The 24,146-nt window shown below is 45.6% G+C and carries 17 protein-coding genes and 2 pseudogenes; 13 read left to right on the top strand and 6 right to left on the bottom strand.

Going from position 1 to position 24,146, the window contains the following annotated elements; translation table 11 throughout:
* The first annotated feature begins 253 nt into the window (after positions 1-253).
* The 7 genes from OC443_RS05380 to OC443_RS05350 all read left to right on the top strand — a co-directional run bounded on the left by OC443_RS05380 (position 254) and on the right by OC443_RS05350 (position 10,904).
* On the top strand, positions 254-2,704 hold the full coding sequence (locus tag OC443_RS05380; protein WP_073582570.1) for a beta-glucosidase: 2,451 nt from the start codon (positions 254-256) through the stop codon (positions 2,702-2,704).
* A gap of 369 nt (positions 2,705-3,073) precedes the next feature.
* Entirely contained in the window at positions 3,074-4,399 is a 1,326-nt protein-coding gene (locus OC443_RS05375) for a hemolysin family protein (RefSeq protein WP_073582568.1), read from the top strand.
* An 831-nt stretch (positions 4,400-5,230) separates the two neighbouring features.
* Positions 5,231-7,000, top strand: coding sequence for an ABC transporter substrate-binding protein (locus OC443_RS05370; RefSeq protein WP_073582566.1), 1,770 nt, complete (start codon positions 5,231-5,233; stop codon positions 6,998-7,000).
* 12 nt (positions 7,001-7,012) lie between these two features.
* A complete protein-coding gene (locus OC443_RS05365; RefSeq protein WP_073582564.1) occupies positions 7,013-7,966 on the top strand; it encodes an ABC transporter permease in 954 nt (317 codons plus the stop codon).
* A gap of 12 nt (positions 7,967-7,978) precedes the next feature.
* Positions 7,979-8,869 carry an ABC transporter permease gene (locus OC443_RS05360; RefSeq protein ID WP_073582562.1) on the top strand — a complete coding sequence of 297 codons (891 nt, stop codon included), beginning with the start codon at positions 7,979-7,981 and terminating at the stop codon, positions 8,867-8,869.
* Positions 8,869-9,888, top strand: a complete 1,020-nt coding sequence (locus tag OC443_RS05355) for an ABC transporter ATP-binding protein (protein WP_073582560.1) — start codon at positions 8,869-8,871, stop codon at positions 9,886-9,888. Before OC443_RS05360 ends, OC443_RS05355 begins: the two co-directional genes overlap by 1 nt.
* Positions 9,888-10,904: an ABC transporter ATP-binding protein gene (locus OC443_RS05350; RefSeq protein ID WP_073582558.1), complete on the top strand. Its 1,017-nt coding sequence runs from the start codon at positions 9,888-9,890 to the stop codon at positions 10,902-10,904. The genes OC443_RS05355 and OC443_RS05350 overlap by 1 nt, the downstream gene beginning before the upstream one ends.
* Positions 10,905-11,008: 104 nt before the next feature.
* On the opposite strand, the gene OC443_RS05345 is transcribed toward OC443_RS05350, so the two are convergent.
* The gene (locus OC443_RS05345) at positions 11,009-11,887 is read right to left on the bottom strand and encodes an SDR family oxidoreductase (protein ID WP_073582556.1); all 879 of its coding nucleotides are present in this window, start codon (positions 11,885-11,887) and stop codon (positions 11,009-11,011) included.
* Positions 11,888-12,235: 348 nt separating this feature from the next.
* Here OC443_RS05345 and tnaC point away from each other — a divergent pair, with 348 nt between their 5' ends.
* The 3 genes from tnaC to OC443_RS05335 all read left to right on the top strand — a co-directional run bounded on the left by tnaC (position 12,236) and on the right by OC443_RS05335 (position 14,813).
* Positions 12,236-12,310: a tryptophanase leader peptide gene (gene tnaC, locus OC443_RS26360; protein WP_073582738.1), complete on the top strand. Its 75-nt coding sequence runs from the start codon at positions 12,236-12,238 to the stop codon at positions 12,308-12,310.
* Positions 12,311-12,508: 198 nt separating this feature from the next.
* Positions 12,509-13,939, top strand: coding sequence for a tryptophanase (gene tnaA / locus OC443_RS05340; RefSeq protein WP_073582554.1), 1,431 nt, complete (start codon positions 12,509-12,511; stop codon positions 13,937-13,939).
* A gap of 343 nt (positions 13,940-14,282) precedes the next feature.
* A complete protein-coding gene (locus tag OC443_RS05335; RefSeq protein ID WP_073582552.1) occupies positions 14,283-14,813 on the top strand; it encodes an outer membrane beta-barrel protein in 531 nt (176 codons plus the stop codon).
* A gap of 68 nt (positions 14,814-14,881) precedes the next feature.
* Here the strand turns inward: OC443_RS05335 and OC443_RS05330 are convergent, their stop codons facing one another.
* Entirely contained in the window at positions 14,882-16,126 is a 1,245-nt protein-coding gene (locus OC443_RS05330) for an MFS transporter (RefSeq protein ID WP_073582550.1), read from the bottom strand.
* 174 nt (positions 16,127-16,300) lie between these two features.
* On the opposite strand from OC443_RS05330, the gene OC443_RS05325 reads away from it, so the two are divergent.
* The 3 genes from OC443_RS05325 to OC443_RS05315 all read left to right on the top strand — a co-directional run bounded on the left by OC443_RS05325 (position 16,301) and on the right by OC443_RS05315 (position 17,863).
* A complete protein-coding gene (locus OC443_RS05325; protein WP_073582548.1) occupies positions 16,301-16,582 on the top strand; it encodes a hypothetical protein in 282 nt (93 codons plus the stop codon).
* A 50-nt stretch (positions 16,583-16,632) separates the two neighbouring features.
* Positions 16,633-16,950 carry a hypothetical protein gene (locus OC443_RS05320; RefSeq protein WP_143169301.1) on the top strand — a complete coding sequence of 106 codons (318 nt, stop codon included), beginning with the start codon at positions 16,633-16,635 and terminating at the stop codon, positions 16,948-16,950.
* A gap of 229 nt (positions 16,951-17,179) precedes the next feature.
* Positions 17,180-17,863, top strand: a complete 684-nt coding sequence (locus tag OC443_RS05315; protein ID WP_073582544.1) for a M50 family metallopeptidase — start codon at positions 17,180-17,182, stop codon at positions 17,861-17,863.
* Between the two features lie 73 nt (positions 17,864-17,936).
* Here OC443_RS05315 and OC443_RS05310 read toward each other — a convergent pair whose 3' ends face one another.
* From OC443_RS05310 to OC443_RS05295, 4 genes and pseudogenes are all read right to left on the bottom strand, one after another.
* The gene (locus OC443_RS05310) at positions 17,937-18,746 is read right to left on the bottom strand and encodes a helix-turn-helix transcriptional regulator (RefSeq protein ID WP_083601591.1); all 810 of its coding nucleotides are present in this window, start codon (positions 18,744-18,746) and stop codon (positions 17,937-17,939) included.
* 34 nt (positions 18,747-18,780) lie between these two features.
* A pseudogene (locus OC443_RS05305) lies at positions 18,781-19,310 on the bottom strand (YbhB/YbcL family Raf kinase inhibitor-like protein).
* A 1,833-nt stretch (positions 19,311-21,143) separates the two neighbouring features.
* Positions 21,144-22,028 (bottom strand): annotated as a pseudogene (locus tag OC443_RS05300) (non-reducing end alpha-L-arabinofuranosidase family hydrolase); the annotation flags it as partial.
* Between the two features lie 29 nt (positions 22,029-22,057).
* Positions 22,058-23,944 carry an endo-1,4-beta-xylanase gene (locus tag OC443_RS05295; RefSeq protein ID WP_073582521.1) on the bottom strand — a complete coding sequence of 629 codons (1,887 nt, stop codon included), beginning with the start codon at positions 23,942-23,944 and terminating at the stop codon, positions 22,058-22,060.
* Positions 23,945-24,146: the final 202 nt, after the last annotated feature.

The raw sequence follows: 24,146 nt of genomic DNA, 5'->3' as shown, positions 1-24,146 counted from the left end.
CAGGTTGTTTGGGTATATGTGATGCTTTCCTCAAATCATACACAGCAATGGACATATTCACAGCAATCCTATAATCAATTATTTTCATAAACCTATTCTGGTCTTATGATAAGCCACTCTGTTTTCCGGTATTTATCTCCGGGTTCTTTTGACCCGCACAAACCAATGAACATTGCATTTTCACTCAGACGCATCTTGCTTTGACATTTTTCACCGGAAATCTCTTGTTGTATTGATTAAGAAGAGGCTATTTATGTCAGTTGGACACACTCATCCCCGGTTTAAAACCACGATCGTGGCCGGGGTTATCTCATCAGTTTTTGCCCTGAATGCATGTACCTATCTGAGTTCAGACTCAGGTACAGCACAAACAACACAAAATAAAAAAGCTCAGCATCAGGCAGAAAAAATCGTCGCAAAAATGACGGATGATGAAAAACTGAAAATGCTGGTTGGTGCCGGCATGGCACCCGCACAAAGTGACGTTGCCAATCTGGGAACGACCGTCCCGGGTGTGGCCGGATATATCCATGGTGTCTCGGATCCTGAGTCAGGCATCGATTTACCTGCCGCCAGACTGGCCGATGGTCCGGCCGGGGTCCGGATTGACCCATCACGAAAGAATGACCCACACACCTATTATTCAACGGCTTTCCCGACCGGCACCCTGCTGGCATCCACCTGGAATACGGATTTAATCCGGCAGGTTGGAGAAGCAGTCGGAAATGAAGCCAAAGAATATGGCGTTGATTTCTGGCTGGCGCCGGGCATGAATATTCAGCGTAACCCACTGCTGGGGCGTAATTTCGAGTATTTCTCCGAAGATCCACTGGTCGCAGGGATGATGGCTTCCGCCATCGTCGAAGGCGCCCAAAGTGAAGGTATAGCCACAACCATCAAACACTTCGCAGCCAACAATTCAGAGACCAACCGTTATTGGGTCAATGCTGTCGTCACACCCCGTGCATTACGGGAAATCTACCTACGCGGCTTTCAGTATGCAGTGCAGGAATCTCATCCCCGCGCTTTGATGACTTCCTATAACTCAATCAATGGTAAAAATGCCGGTGAGCGTGCCGATTTGATCACCAGTGTCCTGCGTCATGAATGGGGCTATGACGGACTGGTTATGAGTGACTGGTTTGCCGGAAAAAACCCGGTTGATCTGGTCAATGCCGGGACCGATGTCATCCAGCCCGGCGGCAGTAATGTTGTCAATCAGCGGATCGGACAGGATTTAGGAGACTGGGCTGATGTGGTGAAAGCCGGATATCAGTCGGGAAAAATCAGCCGCGCCACACTCGACCGGAATGTGCAGCACTTAGTCAGTCAGATGCTGAAAACGCCTTCAGCCGCGCATTATAGTTTTTCAAGTCAGCCTGACTTGCAGTCACATGCGCAGCTCTCCAGACAGGCGGCAGATGAAGGCATTATTTTGCTGAAAAATGCCCGTCATGCCCTGCCGCTGAAAACATCAGCCAACGTCGCGTCTTTCGGTATTACCCAGCTTAATACATTTAAAGGCGGCACAGGCAGCGGCGATGTTCATTCACCTTATGTGATCAATATTGCGCAGGGGCTGGCACAGCGGTTTACGCTCAATCCGTCACTACAAAAATTCTATGCGCAATATTTTGCTGCGAATAAGACCGTCAAAAAAGGGATTCTGGGCATCTCTGACATTGTTTCCTGTCCGGAGCCAGCCGGCAAACTGAAGTCACTGATTCATCAGTCGGCAAAAACCAGTGACGCAGCAGTCATTACACTGGGCCGGAATGCAGGGGAAGATGCCGACCGGCGTGTCGTGCGTGGCGATTATCTGCTTTCCAAAGATGAACTCCGGCTGATTCAGCGGGTCTCTAAAGCCTTTCATGCCCAACATAAAAAAGTGATTGTAGTGCTGAATGTTACCGGCGTCACCGACGTGAGTGAATGGCGTGATCAGGTTGACGGGATTGTCCTGGCCTATATGCCGGGACAGGAAACCGGAAACGCTATAGCTGATATTTTATCCGGAGATGTCAACCCAAGTGGCAAACTGGCGCAAAGCTTCCCGCTTCATTATAAAGATGTTCCGTCTGCTGCCAGTGCCCGTAACTTCCCCGGCATTGACGAAAACGGTGACGGCGTTCTGGACAATGAATATTATAATGAGGATATTTATGTCGGATATCGTTATTACCAGACATTCAACCAACCGGTCGCCTATCCGTTTGGCTACGGCTTATCTTACACCTCATTTGATATCAGCCATGCGACCGTCAGCGCGAATCTCTTAAAAGCACAGTCCGGCGACCAGACATCTCCGCTGATCAGTCTGCAGGCAAGGGTCACAAACACCGGTGACACAAAAGGCAAAGAAGTTGCTCAGGTCTATATTGCTGCACCTGAAGTTAAACTGAAAAAACCGGCCACAGAACTGAAAGCATTTGCGAAAACCCGGATGCTGGCACCGGGACAATCTCAGACGATCAAATTTGATATTCCTGCTCAGACACTGGCAAGCTTTGACTCAGCGCATAACCAGTGGATTATCGAACCCGGCACTTACCGGGCTTATATCAGCAGTTCTTCAGATATATCCGATATTCAGCCTGTCACCTTCTCTGTCAGTCAGGAAATGGTGGTCAGCCAGACGACACCAGGCGCACTGGCTTTACAAAAAGGCATCTCTGCGGCTTCTTTTGTGACAGTGAAAAAATAACGGTCCGGCAATTGTCAACACACCGGATAAAGCGGATTAACACCTGCTTTATCCGGTGTTTAACCCGTATAATATACCCAAGCCCCTTCATCCGGACAGACCATACAGGAATACCTTTATGCCCAAACAACCTGAAGATGCAGGGTTACCTGGGTAGATATATTGACGGGAGATAAATCAACGGACTGGTTGTTCTTTTGCACAGCTAACATTTTTCTGCCTCAAAAGCGCTTATGTTGTCAGTATCCCGGCGGGAAGATCCGCTATGATTCATAAATATGCATAAGCCGGTACATATACCCAAACAACCTGAAGATGCAGGGTTCAGGTTGCTTGGGTATAAGCGTCAGCAAAACAAAGGAGTTCTGCTTGGAAATTATTATTCTGATGGCACTGATATTACTGAACGGGGTTTTAGCCATGTCTGAAATTGCCCTTGTCACTGCCAAAAAGAACCGCCTGCAAAAACAGGCAGAAGAAGGAGATAAAGCGGCTGCACGTGCTATCCTGCTGGGGGAAGAACCCACACAGTTTCTTTCCACCGTCCAGATAGGCATTACGGCCATCGGCTTATTGAACGGTATCTTCGGTGAAGCTGCACTGGCGGGGCCTTTAGCCGAATTATTACATCATTCAGGGCTCAGCATTCAGGCTTGTACCGGGATTGCAACCGCCATTGTCGTTATCAGCATTACCTATATTACCATCGTGATCGGTGAGCTGGTCCCAAAGCGGCTGGCCCAGACACATGCCGAAAGTATTGCCCGGATGATGGCTTTTCCGGTTTCCATTCTGGCAACCAGTGCTAAACCCTTTGTGTTTTTACTGGCTTATTCAACTGACTTTATCCTTTTTTTGTGTGGCGAACGGACACAGAAAAGAGCAGAGCTGACTGAAGAAGATATTGAAGCCGTGTTAGACGAAGGTTCACAGACCGGCCTGATTGATCCCCATGAACATGAAATGGTCCGCAATGCCCTGAGGCTGGATGAACGTAAAGTGACATCTTTAATGACTCCCAGAAGTGAAACCATTTTTCTGGATGCTTCTCACCCGGTATCCAGTAATCTTCAAACCCTGTTAAATTCTGAACATGCCTGGTTTCCGGTCTGCAACGGCGGATTTGATCATATCAAGGGAATCACCTCATCCAAGCACTTGCTTCGTCAGCAGTTAAAAGGAGAACTCAACCACGGCAATATTGCAGATACCCTGTTACCTGCGGTTTATATTCCGGAAAACTGGAACGGTACCCGGTTACTGGAGCACTTCCGCGATACCGGCGACCCGATGGTATTCATCGTGGATGAGTACGGCGATCTGCAGGGTATCGTGACCGCACTGGATTTACTGGAGGCGCTGACCGGAGAATTTAAAAACCGCCACCCGGAAGATTTGTGGTCAGTAGAAAATGAAGATGGAAGCTGGGTACTGGACGGGCTGATTCCGATAGTTGTTGTGCAGGATATTCTGAAGCTGAAAAGCCTGCCTGGTGAAGAGGAAGAAAAAGGAGCTTATCACACACTGGGTGGCATGCTGATGTGGCTGTTTAATAACCTGCCTGAGGCCGGTGATCAAATCCGGTGGCAGGGATGGCAGTTTGAAATTATCACGCTCGATGGCAACCGGATTGACAAAGTCAAAGCCATTCAGGAGACAGCCTGTGACCCGGAAAAACAGCCCCCGGAGAGCTGAATAATATTTCATCAGATTTATTGGAAGTCCCGGATTATGTGAGAAAAACAGCTCAGAATAAACTCATCGGCTCATTCTCATGTTTATTCAAAAAAACTGAATTACGATAACTCATGATGAATGATTAAGCATAATACAAGAAATATAATTCATGAAAATCGTTCACAGAACAACCTGTTTTCAGAAAAAAATAACTTTTGTATATTCATTTTGATGTTTATAAGATCTGTCTGTTTGTTCAGAATAGCTGACACTAAAGCGATGACAGATGAAATAACCATCAGACTCAGGTAAATTCAGAATGCATACAAATATCTGAAAAATAAGTCACTTTGAATCGATTCAGTTATTGATATATTCATTATGGATTCGCAGGCATCAAAAACAAAAAACAGATATTTATCTTATATCAAAGGGGGTATTTGGTTAAAAAAACCAAATTCGGTAATTATATCGAATAAAAATAAAACTAAGCTAACTGATTGTTTTATATAGCATATGGCAATTAAAATCACAAAAGAAAACGATTGCGTCAATATAAATAAAACAATTAATTATTAATATAAATATTACTAAGAGCTGTGAAAACCATTTCATTAAAAGACAGGCAATTTACAAAAAAATCATTTAGTTCCATTCTCTGCATTTACATCAAATAAATATTTTAATCCCCGGGATAAAATTTGATTTTAATTCTGATTTGATCAATCCTTTGCGGAATGTCTTAATTAAACCGTTATTGTTTTACAAATCAAAATAAATGCATGATAACTTTCATTCTCAATCGTTAAATATTTTCCATATTTTGAAAAAACACAAAAGGGAATTTGTATGATGAAAATCAATAGTAAGGCGAAGCTATTGCCGCTTGCCGTCATGATGTCGGTTGCCTTTACCGCGAATGCCGCTGAAAAGGTCCTGAAGTTTTCCGAAGACGGCACACCAACGACGTTCGATCCGGTTCAGTCCGGTACAACCTACAGTAACACGATCGTCACCGCGGTTTACGACACGCTTTATGAATACCGCTACCTGAAAGTACCTTACGAACTCAAACCCAATCTGGCAGTTGACATGCCAACGGTCTCTGATGATGGTTTGACTTATACCATTAAAATCAAACCCGGTATTCACTTTATTGACGATCCGGCATTTAAAAACGGCAAAGGCCGTGAAGTTACTGCCAAAGATTTTGTTTACTCAATTAAACGACACTTCGATCCAAAAAATATGTCGCAGGGCTCCTGGCTCTGGACTGATAAAATTGCCGGCCTTGATCAGTGGGGCAAAGACGGTGCTGACTACAGTAAGCCGGTCGAAGGCTTAAAAGCACTGGATAAATATACCATCCAAATCAAGCTGAACCAGAAGTTCCCGCAGATGACCTATACGCTGGCGATGGGATATTCAGCACTGGTCCCAAGAGAAGCGGTTGAAAAATATGGCCGTGAATTTGGCCTGCACCCGGTTGGCAGTGGTCCGTTTAAATTAACCTCGCATAACAGTACGAAAACTGTGCTGCTGAAAAACCCGGGCTATCGTCATGAAGTCTTCCACCTGAAAGAAGCAGGTTATGACCCGAAAACACAAGGCTATACCGGCATTGCGGAACTTGAAGGTAAAACCCTGCCAATCGTTGATCGTGTCGAAGCAAACTGGGTCAAACAGGTTTCTGCCCGCTGGAATTCATTCAGCAAAGGCAACGAAATTGTCAACACCACTCTTCAAAATGAACAGCTGGAAACCGTGCTGGCATCCAGACATCCGGTCAAGCTGAAGCCTGAATATGCTGAAAAAGATAATTTCCGGGTCGCCACTGAGTCTGGCATGGTTTTCAACATGTTTAACTTTGATAATGAATACTTTGCCCGTTCCAGTGATCCGAAAATCAATGCGCAGAATAAAGCACTGCGCTGTGCGATTATCAAATCCTTCAACTGGCCGGAACGAATTTCCCGTTTCTACCTGGGCATGGGTGAAGCTTACCCGGGCTTTATCGTTCCCGGCACCGATGGTTTTGACCCGAATATGGATAAATCATCTATCACGCAGGATATTGCCGGTGCGAAGAAACTCTTAAAAGAGAATGGCTGGAATGCGAGAAACCTGCCGGTCCTGGTTTACCCTGCCAGTAATTCAGGTGTCCGGGATAAACAATTCTATGAGCAGTTCCGCGGCAACCTGATGAAAATTGGTTATCCGAAGAAGAAAATCAAGCTGAAAGCCTATGCCAACTTTGGTGATTTCAATAAGGATCTGAAGCAAAGCAAAACCATGCTGGTTCCGATGGGCTGGGGCCTCGACTATCCGGATGCGGAAAATACCCTGCAACTTTTCTACGGTCCAAACCGTTCACCGGGTGCTAACAGCGCCAACTATAACAACCCGGAATATGACAAACTGTTTAAGAAAGCTTCTGTCATGCAGCCAAGTCCTGAAAGAACAGCAATTTACAAACAGCTGAACCAGATGCTGGTTGATGATTGCGTCGGCATGGGTAGTTTCTCCCGGACCAGAGTGAAGATTTGGCATAAAAACGTCATCATGTGGCCACAGCGGGATATCCTCGGCAACTACCTGAAATATGTCGATGTGAAATAAGGTTATTACGACATGGAAACATTGAGATATTGTGTACGCAAACTGATCTATAGCTTACCCCTGTTACTGGGGGTAACGCTGATTAGTTTCGTATTGATGGTCTATTTTGGCCCGGATAAAACCTATGATTTACTGGGCCGCAACCCAACCATTCAGGATATACAAAATATCCGCCACCAGCTGGGATACGATCAGCCATTTCTGGTCCGCTATATTGATTATTTGCGCCAGATTGTCACCTTTGACTTTGGCTATTCAGATTCCAGCGGCGAAGAAGTCACCAAAATCCTTGCGGATACCATTCCGATTTCTCTGGCATTGGGCTTACCGGGTTTCTTCCTCGGCCATATTATCAGTGTCGGACTGGGATTGTTTGCCGCCCATCATCGCGGCAAATGGATTGATAAAGCAGTGATGTCTTCTTCTGTGATTGGCATGAGTATCTCTTATCTGATTGTGATCATCGCGCTGCAATTAATCTTTTGTTCCAGTTATGGATTGAACCTCTTCCCGGTCTATGGCTGGGAAGTTCATTCCCTGTCCGATTACCTGTATTACGTCACCGTGCCAACGCTTTGTTCAGTGTTTGTTTCTGTCGGTTACAGCACCCGATTTTACCGGGCAATTATCGTTGAAGAAATGACACGGGATCATATCCGGACAGCCAGAGCGTTTGGGCACTCTTCAATCCGTATCCTTTTTAAACATGTACTGAAGAATTCACTGATTCCGATTCTGACACGAATCATTTTCTCGATTCCTTTCGTGCTTGTGGGTGGCTCTTTATTACTTGAAAGCTACTTTGGTATACCGGGTGTCGGTCTGACAACTTACGAGGCGATAACCACCGGAGATTTACCGGTGCTGAAAGCCGTTATTGTATTAGTCACCCTTTTATTTATCGGTGTCGTCAGCATCGTCGATGTGATCTACAAAATGGTCGATCCGCGTATTTCATTAAAATAGAGACAGTTTGAAATGACAGATATGCTTAACGAACAACTGATCGACAAACCACTGAAACGTGAGTCCTTGTGGACAAAGGCTTTTGTCAAATTTACCCGGGATAAAACCGGGATGCTGAGCCTGTTTGTGGTCGGTGTATATTTTATTATTGCAGTCCTGGCATGGTCAGGGCTCATTGCCCAAAACTGGGATCAATTACTGGCCAGTGGCCAGATGGGCCCATCAGCAACTTACTGGTTTGGCACCACAATTAATGGTCAGGATATTTTCCAGCGGGCCATCTACAGTACTAAAACGGCTTTTGAAGTTGGTTTAATTGTCGCTGTTTTCTCTACCTTTATCGGTGCTGTAACCGGTTCACTGATGGGGTATTACTCCGGCACAGTGCTGGATGAATTTATCCTGTGGCTGATGAACAGTATCGACTGTATCCCCTACTTTCTTTTGGTTGCTGCAATCGCAGTTGCCCTTGAAGATAACCCATATGCCATGCACATCGCGATGACGATGGCATTCTGGACCAGTACTGCCCGGGTTATTCGGGGTGAGGTGATTAAACTAAAAAATATGGAGTTTACCGAAGCGGCGCACTCTTTAGGTGTTCCGACCTACAAAATTATCTTTAAACATTTAATGCCGAACACGTCCCATATCATTTTAGTGGATATGACGCTGTTGTTTATTACGGCGATTAAGAGTGAGGTGATTCTCAGCTTCCTTGGCCTTGGTGTAAAAGACAGCATTAGCTGGGGACTGATGATTGCTGAAGCCAGTACCGAGGTTACGGCCGGCCACTTCTGTAACTTTTTTGCCGCATCCGGCATGCTGTTTGTTCTGGTGCTGGCGTTTAATACATTCTCTGATTCACTACAGGATGCACTTGATCCAAGGAAGGTGTCGTAATGTCCAGTCAAGATTCTGCATCGCAGGAACCATTACTGAAAGTAGATAATCTCACAGTTGAGTTTAATACCGATAAGGGGATTGCCCGGGCGATTAATGGCGTCAGTTTTGAAGTCATGCCCGGCGAAACAGTGGCTATTGTTGGTGAATCCGGTTGTGGTAAATCAGTGAGTTCACTGGCAATTATGGGGCTGGTCCCTTCCCCGCCGGGAAACATCGTCGATGGGAGCATTCAGTTTCAGGGACGTGAGCTGGTTGGCCTGAGTGAAAAGGAATACCGCAAAATTCGCGGCAATGATATTTCGATGATTTTTCAGGAACCGATGACGGCACTGAATCCGGTGCTGAAAATCAGTACTCAGATGATCGATGTCATTCGTAACCATAATCAGGTATCAAAAAAAGAAGCCAAAAACCGGGCCATTAAGATGCTGAGTATGGTTGGTATTCCTTCCCCGGAAAAACGGGTGGATGAGTATCCGCATCAGCTGTCCGGCGGCATGCGTCAGCGGGTGATGATTGCAATGGCGCTCTCCTGCCACCCGGCACTGTTATTAGCAGACGAACCGACGACCGCACTTGATGTGACAATACAGGCACAGGTGATGCACGAAATGCTCCGCCTGAAACAGGAGCTGGACATGGCCGTAGTGCTGGTAACTCATGACCTCGGGGTTGTGGCCGAATCCTGTCAGCGGGTTGTGGTAATGTACTGTGGCGAAGTGATCGAACAGGGTTCAGTGGAAGAGATTTTTGCCAATCCGAAGCATCCGTATACACAGGGATTATTAGAATCAATCCCGGTCGTCAGAGATAAGAAAATTCCGCGCTTACCCACCATTGAAGGCATGGTCCCGGATCTGTTTCATTTACCGAAAGGCTGCCGTTTCGCAGACCGTTGCGAAAAAGCAGGAAGCGACTGCCATTACAGTTCGCCGGTGTTACGCAATGTACAGAAAGACGGCAAGCTGGTCTCTGGCCACAAAGTGGCGTGTTTTAAAGTCGCGGAGGTGGCGTGATGAGCGATACAGTACTGAGTGAAGCGGTAAAACCGGATGAATTACTGCTTGAAGTCAACGGTCTGAAGAAACATTTTCAGGCCGGAAAAAGTTTTTTGAAACGCAACATGCCGGTTTGTAAAGCGGTCGATGATGTCAGTTTTAAGATCCATAAAGGAAAAACCCTGGGGCTGGTTGGGGAATCAGGTTGCGGAAAATCAACCCTCGGACGCTGTATTCTGCGGTTAATTGAACCGACAGAAGGCGAAGTGTTGATTGAAGGGGAAGATGTGGTTCAGATGGACAACAAACGTCTGAAAGAAATGCGTCAACATATGCAGATCATCTTCCAGGATCCGTTTGCCTCTCTGAGTCCGCGAATGACGATTCATGACATTTTACGCGAGCCGCTTGATACCCATAATATCGGGACAATTGAAGAGCGCGAAGCGAAAATCGCTGAAGTAATGAAGATTGTTGGCCTGCGTCCTCAGGCCCTGAACCGGTATCCGCACGAGTTTTCCGGTGGTCAGCGACAACGGGTCGGGATTGCCCGGGCACTGGTACTTGAACCGAAGCTGATTGTTGCCGATGAACCGGTTTCTGCACTGGATGTGTCCGTTCAGGCGCAGGTGCTTAATCTGATTGCTGAGTTACAGGAAACCCGGGGTATCTCGTTTTTGTTCATCGCGCATGATCTGGCCGTGGTACAACACATTTGCGATGAAGTCGGTGTCATGTATCTGGGACGGATGGTTGAACGGGCCCCGGCTGAAGAGCTCTACCGCAATCCGAAACACCCTTATACTCAGGCACTGCTTTCAGCGATTCCGGTACCGGATCCAACGATTCAGTCCGATAAAATTCCGCTGGAAGGCGATGTACCGTCACCGCTGAATCCGCCAAGTGGCTGTACTTTCAGGACGCGCTGCAAACATGCAACAGACCGTTGCAGCAAAGAAGCACCACGAATGCATAATCACCAGCATGCCGGTTATGATCACTGGATCACCTGTCACCTGTATGAGAACAGTTAATCCCGGCATCTGATGATTGACGGCTTTGAAGCCGGGTTGCCCATCCATGAAAAAACCATCCGGAAATACAGAACCGGATGGTTTTTTTCTTCTCACGGTACACTTCAGGACGGTCTGTTTTCTGTCTGCGCAAGCTGTTGAAAATGTGAATCCAACCGGTGATGCCCGTATGTCGGTGCGACCATATCTTTCGCGATCGTTGTCAGAAAAAACTCCACCGGACCTGCATATTTTTCCGGCAGCACTGCAGCGACGGACAAACAGACTTTCCGGATCCAGTCTGGCAGAAAGGTGATACGTTCCGGCTTATTCTGTGCTGCAAATGCCAGCCGGGCAATGTCCGTCAGAGACAACACATCAGGCCCGCCGATATCAGATTCTCTGTCCGGCTTATCAATCGCTTCCAGACAGAAGCGGGCGAGGTCACTACCGTGGATCGGATTCAGCCGGCTCTCTCCGCGCCCGAACAGATAAACCCGCCCTGACCGGGCCATCCTGTACATTTCTTCGATATCGGAGAAAAAGCCATTCGGCCGAATGACACATGGTTGTGGAATATCAGAGGAAAGCAACTGTTGTGCAAAGCACTCTTTGGCCCTGAGCAACCTGACATCCGGAAACTGTGGCGCGTTGAGCGCCGAAATATAAATAAACTTCCTCACCCCGGCCCTTTGCGCTTCTTTCAGTAAATTGAGATTCCCCTGAAAGTCGACCCCCATATATCCGACACCATCTTTCTGGCGGGTAATTCCCACACAGGAGATCACCACATCAATGCCATCACAGCAGCCTGCCAGTGAAACCGGGTCAGTCACTTCTGCAAGATGAATTTGCGTATCAGCCAACCCCATATCAGACAACTTGCGCTGATTTCTGGCCAGCGCTTTAAACTCAGCCTGATTCGATAACAGCTCACGCACAATATGCGTTCCCAGATAACCGGTGGAACCGGCGACTAAAATACGCTCCGGAATTTCTTTCATAGGATGCCCTCAGGATTGAATACAGTCTGGCAGCTGAACACAACTAAAAATAATTCTCCCTGCCGTTAACCCGGCGATGCCATACATACCATGTCTCCTGATGTGAAACAATAGACCTCTCATGTATTCGGGCCTGTTGCTCTCGGGGACTGTGACACTGATGAACTGAAGCACTCTCAGGTACAAACTTTATTCAATCTGAAAGATTGACCGACTCAGGTTAAAAAATTGTTAAACAAATCACAAATTCCCTTTTACAGACATGACTCACAAGACAGAATATGATTGATTAGCTGAGTTGTTACTGAACGGCATTCCGCCATCATCAATCATATTCAGGAGGAAAATATGGCGCAGCTCAATCTATCCCGTCATTGGATCACTCTGGATTACAAAATCGCCTTTTTCTTTCCTGCTCAATAATTCTGTTTTTCTGCCCTTTTCGGGTTTTCAGGTACACATGGTTTTGCATTCTTCCGGCTGACTTTCAGCTCATCCCGGTTTTTGGTTGCATTGTGTGTACAGATTTCTGCCGCTTGCGGTAACCGCGCTGATCAAAAGTGCATCAAGCCCGCGCCGGGTAAAAACCGGCTGCGGGGCTAAAGAAATTCAGGATAAATGATGGAAAATTTCAAACATCTGCCAGAACCATTTCGTATTCGTGTTGTAGAACCAGTCAAACGCACCACCCGGAAACACCGGGAACAGGCCATTGTAAAAGCAGGGATGAACCCTTTTCTGCTTGATAGTGAAGATGTGTTTATTGATTTACTGACAGACAGTGGCACAGGATCGATTACACAAAACATGCAGGCAGCCATGCTGCGGGGAGATGAAGCTTATAGCGGCAGCCGCAGTTTCTATGCACTGGCTGATGCGGTCAAAGATATTTTTGGCTATACACTGACCATCCCGACGCATCAGGGACGCGGCGCAGAGCAGATCTATATTCCGGTACTCATTAAAAAGCGGGAAAAAGAGAAAGGTCTTGACCGGTCACGGATGGTCGCACTCTCCAATTATTTCTTCGATACGACTCAGGGTCATACACAGATTAACGGCTGCCAGATCAGAAACGTCTACGTCAGAGACGCTTTTGATACCGCAGTCAATGCAGATTTCAAAGGTAATTTTGATACCGACCAGCTTGAAACCGCCATTCTTCAGGCTGGCGCAGAAAATGTCCCTTATATTGTCAGCACCATCACCTGTAACTCGGCCGGCGGGCAGCCCGTTTCGATTGCGAATATGAAGGCAGTTTATGCCATTGCCCGGAAATATGATATTCCGGTGATCATGGACTCAGCCCGTTTTGCTGAAAATGCTTATTTCATTCAGCAGCGGGAGCCAGGTTATCAGGACCGGAGCATTGAATCCATCACCCGGGAGATGTATCAGTATGCGGATGGGCTGGCAATGTCAGCGAAAAAAGATGCCATGGTTCAAATGGGCGGACTACTCTGTTTTAAAGATGAATCCATGGCTGATGTTTTTCAGGAATGCCGGACTCTATGTGTGGTGCAGGAAGGTTTTCCGACCTACGGCGGACTGGAAGGCGGTGCCATGGAGCGGCTGGCTGTGGGTCTGTATGACGGCATGCGTCAGGACTGGCTGGCTTACCGGATCAGTCAGGTACAGTATCTGGTCAATGGGCTGGAAGCACTTGGTATCTGCTGCCAGCAGGCTGGTGGTCACGCTGCATTTGTTGACGCAGGAAAACTGTTACCCCACATCCCGGCCAGTCAGTTCCCGGCCCATGCACTGGCTTGTGAACTCTATAAAGTTGCCGGTATCCGGGCGGTTGAAATCGGCTCGCTGCTTTTGGGACGTGATCCGCAAACCGGTGAGCAGCTTCCCTGCCCGGCTGAATTGCTTCGTCTGACAATTCCCCGCGCAACCTACACCCAAACCCATATGGATTTCATTATTGAGGCGTTTGAGCAGGTGAAAGCAAATGCCGGGAAAATTAACGGCCTGACCTTCACATACGAACCCGAAGTACTTCGCCACTTTACAGCAAGGATGAAAGAAACCGAAACTGTACATCGTTAATAAGGTTTATACCCAAATGACCTCAAGATGCATATTGAGGTCACCAGGATATAAGTGAGCTTCTCACGGAACATCCGTCATTCAGGCGGTTGTTCTGCTCATTCTCCATATAAAGACAAATACTTTCTATATTGTTCCTCCTTATTCCCTTATTCATCGACCTAGACTCAACCACACGAATAGTTAATAAATTTCATATATCAGCTTGAAATTTTGCACATTGTTTTTTATTATCCTCACCAGAAATAAAACGACGTTCAAAAAAAACAAAATAAGATGGATATTTTTACAGCAACACAGACATAAAAATTTCTATCTCATTAATTTTTATAAGGAAAAAACAATGATAAAAAAGCTGATAACCGCAACACTTTTAACTGCCACACCCTTTTTTGCATTTAGCGGTAACATGGTAACCGGCGTTGATTATGTCAACCTAAAACTGACTGATGGCGATGACAGTATTACTCTGGGCGGGGTTGCAGCCACATTTGGCTACACTGAGCATATGGGAAAAATGTTTCGGTTGACGCCCGAGGTCCGGCTGGGAACCGGCGTGGTCTCTGATACCTATAATTATGCCGGCTCATCTCTTGACATTGAACTCTCCAGTTTTGTTTCATTGTCTGTAAAAACAGAACTGGATTTAACCAACCGGATCTACCTGTTTGCTGCACCTTCCTGGTCTTATACGGACCTGACGGTTTCAGTCAATTACGGCGGTACCAGCTACGAAGGATCAGGGGATGATTCTGATTTTGGTCTGGGTGCAGGCGCCGGGTTTAAAATTACCGATCAAATTTCGACTGAATTTCGTTATGAAGCTTATGACGATACCGATGCTTACAGCATTGGCCTGAGAATGAATTTCTGATTCATGCCAGATACACTTCCCGGACAGTATCACCACGCTGCCCGGGATTTTATCCAAACCAGCTTTGTTTACACTTCAGCAGACAAAGGACGCAACATCTTTTTCCTGAAAAACCGGACGACCGCCATCAACACTACAATTGAGCCACCACAAATCATATAAGCTACCTGAGCGTCATAATGTTCCATCACAATTCCGGCAACAAAATTACCAATTGCCGAAGACCCGTTGAATACCAGAATATAAATACTCATCACCCGGCCGCGGAACGCTTCAGATAAATTCAGCTGTACCATCGAATTCGCACTCGAAGTAAACAGGACCGTCAGCAATCCGCTGACAATCATCACGATGGAAAGCAGAGATATATGATTCAGCATTCCGGTGAAAAGAATCACTCCGCCCAACAAAAACGGAATGATCGTTTGTGTATATTCCCTGGGCCCTTCTTTGCCGGTAGAAGCCACAATTAAAGCCCCACAGAAAGAACCAACACCCATGAAAGACATCAGATAACTAAAATATTTTGCATCAGCATGAAGCGTGGTTTTAACCAGTACAGGAAGCAGAACTGTAAAATTAAATGCAAAAATACCCACAATCCCGACGCCAAGGATGGTAACCAGCAATGTCCGGTTATCCCGGATATGTTGCAAACCCGCATAGATTTGCCGGCGCATGCTTTCCCGGGATTTATTTGCTTCTCTTTGTATTTTACGGGGACGAATGAACATCAAACACAAAAACATCAGCGCATAACTCAGTGCATTGGCAAAAAAGCAAATACCGATCGTCGCATACACCATGATCAGACCCGCAATTAAAGGACCGATAATCCGGGCAATATTAAACGCCGAAGAACACAGAGCAATCGCATTGACCAGTTCTTCTTTCTCAACCAGTTCGATATAAAACGATTGTCTTGCCGGCATATCAATACTATTCGTGACGCCCAGAATCAGCGCCCCGGCGACAATATGCCAGTACTGAATGACATCAGCCCAGATTAAAACAGCCATAATCAGTGTGACAACAAAAGCGACAGACTGGGTGATCAGCAAAATTTTCTTTTTCGGGAACCGATCGACAATGACCCCGGAGAATAAGCATAAAATAAAAACCGGTGCGGTCTGGGCAACACCGACAATACTCAGCAGGAATGGCGAATCCGTCATTTCATAAGCCAGCCAGGGCTGGGCGATTCTCTGCATCCATGTCCCGATAACAGAAATACAAAAACCAATCCAGTAATAACGAAAATCAGGCCGTGAAAGGACCTGTAAGGGATTATTAAAAATTTTGCGCGTATTCAAAGTGACATCCTTTAGCTCTTGGGGATAAGGAAGAAATCTGAGCCAGGATCTGTCGCTCTTTGGTGTGATACCGACACGTCCCGAAGAGACGTAATTCGGGCGTATCAGGCAGATAATAGTGATACAGGGACACAGAGGAAGCTCAGACAGAAAATACGCTAATTGATATAATTCATGAACTCAATAACAGGGGATGATTTACATATTCATTGCAGTCATTTTATCGCAGCTAATAACAGAGCAGACAACCGCTCATTGAAAATGAAACAGCATTTTGATACGATTAATAATATGCTCAAGGCAGTTTTAAAACCTTCCGCCATTTTGATTCATCTCCATCAGTTTTCTTTCTTCGTTTCAGTTCTTCCCCTGTTTATCCCAACAAACCCTAAGCAAGTTTGCACTGAACATATTGCACATTCCCCCGCAGATACTACAGTCTTTATATCAATCTGATGCGCATAATGATCTGATACGACGATTCTAACCTCACCAGTCTGGAGGACATGATGAAAATTGAACAATATCAGGTTCAGCATTTTGCTGGCGGAACGGGCTATTTTCTGAAAGCGATGATCTGGTTATACGATGAAGATCATGCAACATTTGCCAATGTCAGATTCTACAAGGATCCGGATGATGTACCGGCACAGGATACAAAAGCATCTTCCGGGTTTATTGCCTGCCATTACCCGCCTGAAGATTATGCCGATGTCATTGATCTTCTCAGAAATGAAAAACCACTTTATCTTCACTACAGTGATACCAGTCAAATGGGATACTTCTCCACAGCTCCCGAGCCGGTAGGTGAAGGCGAAATATAAAGCACCGGATAAAATGAGTATAAAGGGCGAACGTTTTTCTGTTCGCCCTGTGATCGATTGAGAAATCTCACCAACAACCCAGAGTCTGTCCGGTTTCCCAGGTTAATATTCCCGGGATGCACCTTGATATATACCCAGGCAACCTGAAGATGCAGGGTTGTTTGGGTATAAATCTGTTATGATTTGGTTCTGACAGCACAATACCGGATAGCGGTGAACTAAGTATTTCATGTTTATCAAAAAACTCGTCACTCAGCCGAAAGGCGAATTGTGGATTTTTCTGCTCTTTACTTTTCTGGCGCTGTGGATGCATTATCTGAGTCATTCCAGTCTTCTGATCTATCTGTTTAAGCCAGTCGAGGTCTTCTTTCATGAGGCTTCACACGGACTGGTGACCCTGCTGACCGGTAACCGGATTCAGAGCCTTCATCTGGCGTGGCGCGAAGGACATGTCATCTCTTCTGTTGCGATGGGAAGCGGCGTCAGGCCGGCGCGGATCATGATTGCATTTGCCGGTTATCCCGGCGCATCTCTGTTTGGTTATCTGCTCTACGCCAGCAGTCTGTATACCGGAAAAGTAATCAAGATCATTCTGATTCTGTTTTGTGCGTTTTTCTTTCTGTATATTGATGGCCCTGCCACCGCGATTATTCTTCTCTATGTCATCGCAGTATTTGCTTCGTGCTGGTTCCTTGGCAAAGCAGGCACTTATCTGCTCCGCTTTCTGGGAATTTATGTCATGCTGAACGCGATTTACTCTCCCTCATATTTATGGTCAATTCACGGCTCGGGGGAGCACATTACATTAAGCCGGCTTACCGGTTTCCCTGCTTTTTTCTTTATTCTGATCTGGATTGGCATCGGCTTGTATGCGATGCGTGCTGCTTATTTGCTCACAGCGCGCAGAGGCTGAACGCATTTTTCTGTACACAAAGATTGATCCTTAAGCGAAACAGCCGGACTATTAAGTGAAATCATCGATGCCATCAGGATGAAACCGTCAGGGTTTTCTCATATTGCCGGAAGGTTACACCGAATTGCTCCCTGAAACGCTGACAAAAGCGCTGAGTTGACAGGTAGCCGCAGGCTAACGCAATATCAGGCAAATCATAGCCGCCCTGTTGGAGCAAAATAATCGCATGGTTCATTCTGACCTGGTGTAACACTTCCCTGAAGCTGGTGTTCTCCCGGTGTAAACGACGAATGAGTGTCGAGCGACTCATTCCCAGATCAAGACAAACCGTGTCCAGCCTGTATGATTTCTCCGGCGTTGCACTCAGGTGCTCACTTAAAGTTTCCTGTAATGATTTTCCCACCGGATCAAATAAATGATGCAGCATCCCCTTTTCAGCCAGTAACTGATAAAAACCATCCAGCCAGTAACGCTGGACGGCATGACTCATAAGCCGGTGATCAAGACGGCAAAGTATCTCCAGCGCCTGTCGCAAATCCTGCGTCAGCTTAAAGAGCACCTGCTCAGATGAAGAGATTGACTGGCTATATGCCAGCATCTCTGCTGCCGGATAATGATGAAAACAAACCTGACAGGAACGAAACACCGCCTGCCGGGGCTGGTTTTCAAATGTCAGTCTTTCATGGCTGCGCACCAGCAGCAGAGATTGCTCATCAAGCGCCAGGGGTTTCTGGTGACCAAGCAGGCGTTTATACCCCGCCCGGACCCAGATGACAGAGGGAGAGAGAATCGTCATATTACTCAGCTTTTGCGGCCTGACACTCAGAATATGATTGATTCTGAATAATGGCGCTTCCGTCATTTCCTGCTGGCTCTTTCTCATCGCTCTTTCTTATGACTGTATCTCATGACTGTGACTACTTTCTCATCGCTGTGGCTGTAATGCGGGATTTGGCAAGTGCATCCTGATTTAACATATAGCCAACCAGTGCCGCAGAGGCTGTATCCGGCACGGGCATATTTTTATACGGAAGCGCCCAGATCGTAAACTGATATCTGTGCATACCATGGCCGACCGGCGGACATGCCCCGCCAAATGCCGTTGTTCCGAAATCATTCCTGATCTCTTTTCCGCCAGCAGATGAGATTGACTGCCCGCGTTTCAGCTGATGGATATTTGCCGGGATATCAATCGCACTCCAGTGCCACCAGCCACTTTCTGTCGGCGCATCCGGATCATAAACGGTGATCGCAAAACTTTTTGTTCCGGCCGGAAAGTCGTCCCAGCTCAGCTGAGGTGAGGTGAGACATTTTTCCCGGAACAACCGAATCCGTTAAACATAAATGATGAGGATAAGGACTCACCTTCCTGAATATCACTGCTGGTCAGTTCAAATGCCTGCAGACAGGAACTGACCATCACCAGTCCGGCGAATAATAAAGACATCTTTCGTTTCATTTCAAACTCCCGGGGACATCGCAACACGTCACTTGTCCCGCCATATACGATTCATTGATAATCCATGGCACAACAACCTGTGCCTGCCAAACCTATACAAACAACCTGAAGATGCAGGGTTCAGGTTGCTTGGGTATATCGTAACGAATTCAAAACACCGCATGATAAACAGAAAGTATCAGATTTTGCTTCATGATAATCAATAGTGATACTTTTTGTGAATCACAACCAGGTTTCGAGATCCCCCGGGCCTGACGAGTCCTGCCGGAAAAACCGACACAGAAGTGCCCCTGGAAATTAAAATAAAACATAACGAACATATAAAATAAGACTCAATATTTAAATAATAATATGCAAAACCCAGATAAGTAATAAAACACCTGATTAAAAATAAAGCAAACAAAACTAACAGATAAAATTATAATTATCTTATCACCATCAAAAATCAATTCAAAATGGACACAATGACACATAAAAAAAGCCGGCATATAGCCGGCCCATAAAATTATGTAATATAAATAAATATAATAAATAAAAAAAATAACAAGTTAAAGAAATACTCTGAATAACATGAACAATATAACAAAAGTTCTACTGAACACCTCATTCGCCACCTAATATACATGAAAAAAAACAAAATATATCGACATTTTATTTTTATGGAACATGTCTCATAAATAAATATTTCAGTATTAACACAAAACATACGCAACCGTGTGCGATTCATAATTTTTAACAAACATGTGAAAAAAGCAGAATCAGATTAATCATCCACACACCCGGGTTACAAAAGATCACAATATAAACAAACACAAACAATTAGATGACATTACAGCATAATACACCGGGTGATTATGTATCATATGACAGGCAGGATCGGTGACTCGATTGATGGTGTGATGAAAAAACTATCATGTTTATCTGTTTGTGTTATCTGAAATAATATATTTAACCTATAAATACATTCAATAGTTATAAAGTTTCATCATTAAGTTTTATATTATATTCATTTGGAATACAACATAAAAAAATGCCGGCACAAAGCCGGCAAAGTATAAAAAACAAACAAATAAACAAAATAACAAGTTAAAGAAATACTCTGATTGAAAATAGAATGCTTTCAGTGAAAACATCTAATCTTCAATAACCATTAATATACAAAACACATAAACAATAAATAGCCAAATCCATATTATGGAATACCAATCAATAATAAATATCATAAAACTTACAAACAGATATATATTTTTCAGTTTATCAGACGAACTTTTAAACATAAAACCAGAATAATCATTAAATAAAAAATAATGAAATATCATAAAATACTAAAGACAGCATGAAGCCAATGGAAGCAATCCGGGAAAAGAGAACACCGGAATGTATATATCCAAGCAACCAGAAGATGCAGGGTTCAGCGTGCAGCCGAAAGGTACAGTTCAAGGAAAGAGAATGCAGGAATGTACCCACCTTTCAAATTATCCTGACACAGAAATGTGCCTTTCAGCTCACGCCCTGCGGGTGAGTTTGTCAGGCTCTGATACGGCGTGACTGATTTTCAACGTAGAATGACTCTATCTTCAAATCAGTGCCTTGCCTCAGAGCCTGACAAATCTCACTGAACCCTGCATCTTCTGGTTGCTTGGGTATACCCAAACAAACGGAGCGGATAATAACGTCATGTGTGTTGATATTCACAGGACAGAGTCACAGAGGAGAAGCCAACAAAGCTGTGCTCAGAAAACAGATAAAAAAGAACCCCGCCGGATCAGTGATCCGCACGGGGTTCTTCAGATGCCATTTCAACTGTTCACAACAACCGGATTATTTCGCAGTCAATAATCCCAGCTGATAAGGACGGGCATCATATCCACCACTATCAGAATCAGGATCGCGCCCCTGATACAGATACTGTAAATGACATGGATCGATGGTCAGTGTCTGATCATATCCGGCACGAATCATCTCGCCATGGCTGATATCTTTTGTCCACTTTTCGCCGCTGAAGCTGACATTTGCTTCTCCGGCAAAAGGATTTGACTGAGTATCCGCTAAAGGCGTCCACGGTCCATCAAGGCTGTTTGCTGTCCATGACCGGAAATAACGGGGTCCGTAAGCTTCCACCAGTAACAGGTACTGATCTTTACCCGCAACCTTATAAACATTCGAAGCCTCGAATAATTTACCGACAGAATCTTCAGACATCACCACTTCATAGTTGGTGAAGTTCGGGAAATTATCGATCGAAACTTTGGAACGATATAGCTTGCCGTCATCTCTGGAGAAGAACAAATAGCAATTGTCATCATCACAGATAACCCAGTAATCCAGCGCACCATCCGGTTCATTACTCAGGAGTGTTTTGGGTGCACTCCAGCCTGAAGGATCGTTAATATCAGTGTTTGTGGAATATCTTGCCCCCCACTGATAAATCAGATACCACTTGTTATGCGGCTTAAAGTAAAACACCTGAGGCGCAACAGTACTGCCTGCTTTTGTCTGCTTCATACTCAGCTGAGTTGCTTTGCCTGCATCGGCCCAGTCACTGAAGTTCAGATAAACACTGCTGTACTTGCCATCTTTATCCACCACACTGGCAAATACGTGATACTTCCCGTCGTATTTAACAATCGATGGATCCTTAACCGACACCAGGTTGTCATCAATTGGCGAGATCACCGGATCGGTCGATGTCCAGCCAAAAGTTGATGGTAAATCACATGTATCCTGGGGCGTTTCTACTTTTTTGAATCAGAATCTCTCTGTTCTTCCAGATAGTTCATTAACCATTTCATTGCAGGTCGCTGAGTACCGTCTGAGTTGATTAAACCTGTACCTTCTTTCCAGGTTTTACCGGCGATATAACCCCACAGAGTAATACCGGCAACTGCGTCATCTTTATAGAATACAGGGAACTGTTCTTTCATGATGTTCAGCTGTTCCTGATCATCAGTTTTGGCAATATCGTACTCTGAGATATAAATCGGCAGACCAAGTGCAGCCACTTTATCCAGATTGGTTTTCAGCTGAGAAGCTGAAAGACTTTCCAGCCCGTGAGACTGCAGACCAATCGCATCAACCACACCGGCTTCAACAGCAGGTTTCGCCATCTGAATAAATTCATCGGTGTTCCAGATCAACACGTTGTAATCATTCAGCACCAGTTTTGAATTCGGGCAATACTTGCGGGCCAGTTGAAATGATTTGATGATCCAGTCATCCCCAAATGCACTTTTGGCAAATGTTGCCGGTGCATGACCCGGAGTAGCTTCATTCACCACATCGATCATTTCCGCATCAGGATAGCGGGTACAGAAGTCCTGAATCCACTCTTCAATTTCTGCTGCCTGCTCTGTCGGACTGAGTGATGTAATCCAGTTTGGATACTGACTTCCCCAGACGAATGTATGCTGTTTAAACGGAATGCCATGCTCTTTCGCATATTTATAAGCGGCATCAACCCCGTCCCAGCTATACACATCACGGCTTTTCTCAATGCTGCCCCATTTCCCTTCATTTTCAGGGGTTAACTGGTTCCAGTATTGCAGGAAGTCTGAACGGACACTGCCTGAAGTCGTAATGTTACCGACAAACTTATCCGCTGATTTTGCATCGGAGTTATCTGAGTCATCTGCAACAACTTCACCACCAATGGAGAAGTCATCTGCGTAATAGCTGACTTCAGCGTCGTCTGATTCAATGATGAAATGCTCAAATGGCGTACCACTTTGGGTATATGTTCCGTGTAACAGAGTCCATTTATCTGTTGAAGCGACCGCAGAAGCAACGCGTTCATATTCTTTTGTCGTTGAAGAATCGCTGTCGTCGGTACGTTTTGCTGTCAGATAAATCTCAGCAGTACTGACAGTTCCCGGGGCCAGTTTCACCCAGACAGCAACATCATAGTCATTACCATCAGTCAGAGAACCGGTATCAAAAGTAATCCCGTTCCATCCGCTAGTCCGTCCTGTAATCAGTGCACTGGCCGCACCGTTATGGCTTGCGTCTGTGCTGCGTGCTAACGTGCCGGCAGTCACTGACCAGTTTTCCAGATCATATTCCACGCCACCATTTTTAGCGAAGTTATTCTCAGGCACCTGATAACTGTTGTCAGTATCAGAGTCAGAACCGCTGTCTGTACCAGTATCAGCACCAGAGCCTGAATCAGTACTGTCATCATTACCGGTCGCGGAATCATCACCACTTGTTGAATCACTGTTGCGGGTCGCACAATAGCCGATTGAACTGTTGCTTTGTCCTGCTGCCAGGGTGTTATTCCATCCGGCACCAGACATTGCGACCGTTGAACCCTCCTGACTCCACGTGGCGTTCCACAGGTTATTGATCGTGCCGTCTATTGTCATATCAAAATGCCAGTCCAGCGCCTGATCGCTCTTATTCGTTACGGTGACAGCAGCACAGTAACCACCATCCCAGTCACTGGTAATCGCAATCGAATAATCGACATTTCCGCTTTCAGAAGCCGCTGAAGTCATCAGCGGGTTGAAGGCTGCAAAAGTGGCAGCCATAACCACCATGCAAGACTTGTGGATTGCAGATAATTTGGGTTGTTTTCTATGTTGTTTCATAAAACCAGACCAACCTTCCGTTGAATTTATTTTCATGACCTCTCCTTTCAATCAGTCAATGAAGAGTGTTATAGATACAGATAGATGTTCTGCTATCTGGTGAAAGCCTTCGCTCATCTTTGGTCATCCGGGAAAAAATACAAATAATGCATACTGTTTACAGAAAAACTGAACATAAACGAAAGTCAACCCTTATTATCATTAACCCCCGGAGAAAGAATATGAGTTGTCTGTCAGG

The organism is Vibrio quintilis, assembly GCF_024529975.1.
Lineage (GTDB): Bacteria > Pseudomonadota > Gammaproteobacteria > Enterobacterales > Vibrionaceae > Vibrio > Vibrio quintilis.
The sequence above is the reverse complement of the archived record's forward strand: the minus strand, read 5'-3'. Positions and strand labels throughout refer to the sequence as shown.

What these genes read in the sequence shown, in the direction of transcription:
- OC443_RS05350 (WP_073582558.1), top strand. Translation starts at nt 9,888, where the DNA reads ATGAGCGATACAGTACTGAGTGAAGCGGTAAAACCGGATGAATTACTG.
- OC443_RS05360 (WP_073582562.1), top strand. Translation starts at nt 7,979, where the DNA reads ATGACAGATATGCTTAACGAACAACTGATCGACAAACCACTGAAACGT.
- OC443_RS05365 (WP_073582564.1), top strand. Translation starts at nt 7,013, where the DNA reads ATGGAAACATTGAGATATTGTGTACGCAAACTGATCTATAGCTTACCC.
- OC443_RS05320 (WP_143169301.1), top strand. Translation starts at nt 16,633, where the DNA reads ATGATGAAAATTGAACAATATCAGGTTCAGCATTTTGCTGGCGGAACG.
- OC443_RS05335 (WP_073582552.1), top strand. Translation starts at nt 14,283, where the DNA reads ATGATAAAAAAGCTGATAACCGCAACACTTTTAACTGCCACACCCTTT.
- tnaA (WP_073582554.1), top strand. Translation starts at nt 12,509, where the DNA reads ATGGAAAATTTCAAACATCTGCCAGAACCATTTCGTATTCGTGTTGTA.
- OC443_RS05310 (WP_083601591.1), bottom strand. Translation starts at nt 18,746, where the DNA reads ATGAGAAAGAGCCAGCAGGAAATGACGGAAGCGCCATTATTCAGAATC.
- OC443_RS05315 (WP_073582544.1), top strand. Translation starts at nt 17,180, where the DNA reads ATGTTTATCAAAAAACTCGTCACTCAGCCGAAAGGCGAATTGTGGATT.
- OC443_RS05325 (WP_073582548.1), top strand. Translation starts at nt 16,301, where the DNA reads ATGAACTCAATAACAGGGGATGATTTACATATTCATTGCAGTCATTTT.
- OC443_RS05355 (WP_073582560.1), top strand. Translation starts at nt 8,869, where the DNA reads ATGTCCAGTCAAGATTCTGCATCGCAGGAACCATTACTGAAAGTAGAT.
- OC443_RS05370 (WP_073582566.1), top strand. Translation starts at nt 5,231, where the DNA reads ATGATGAAAATCAATAGTAAGGCGAAGCTATTGCCGCTTGCCGTCATG.
- OC443_RS05295 (WP_073582521.1), bottom strand. Translation starts at nt 23,944, where the DNA reads ATGAAAATAAATTCAACGGAAGGTTGGTCTGGTTTTATGAAACAACAT.
- OC443_RS05380 (WP_073582570.1), top strand. Translation starts at nt 254, where the DNA reads ATGTCAGTTGGACACACTCATCCCCGGTTTAAAACCACGATCGTGGCC.
- OC443_RS05345 (WP_073582556.1), bottom strand. Translation starts at nt 11,887, where the DNA reads ATGAAAGAAATTCCGGAGCGTATTTTAGTCGCCGGTTCCACCGGTTAT.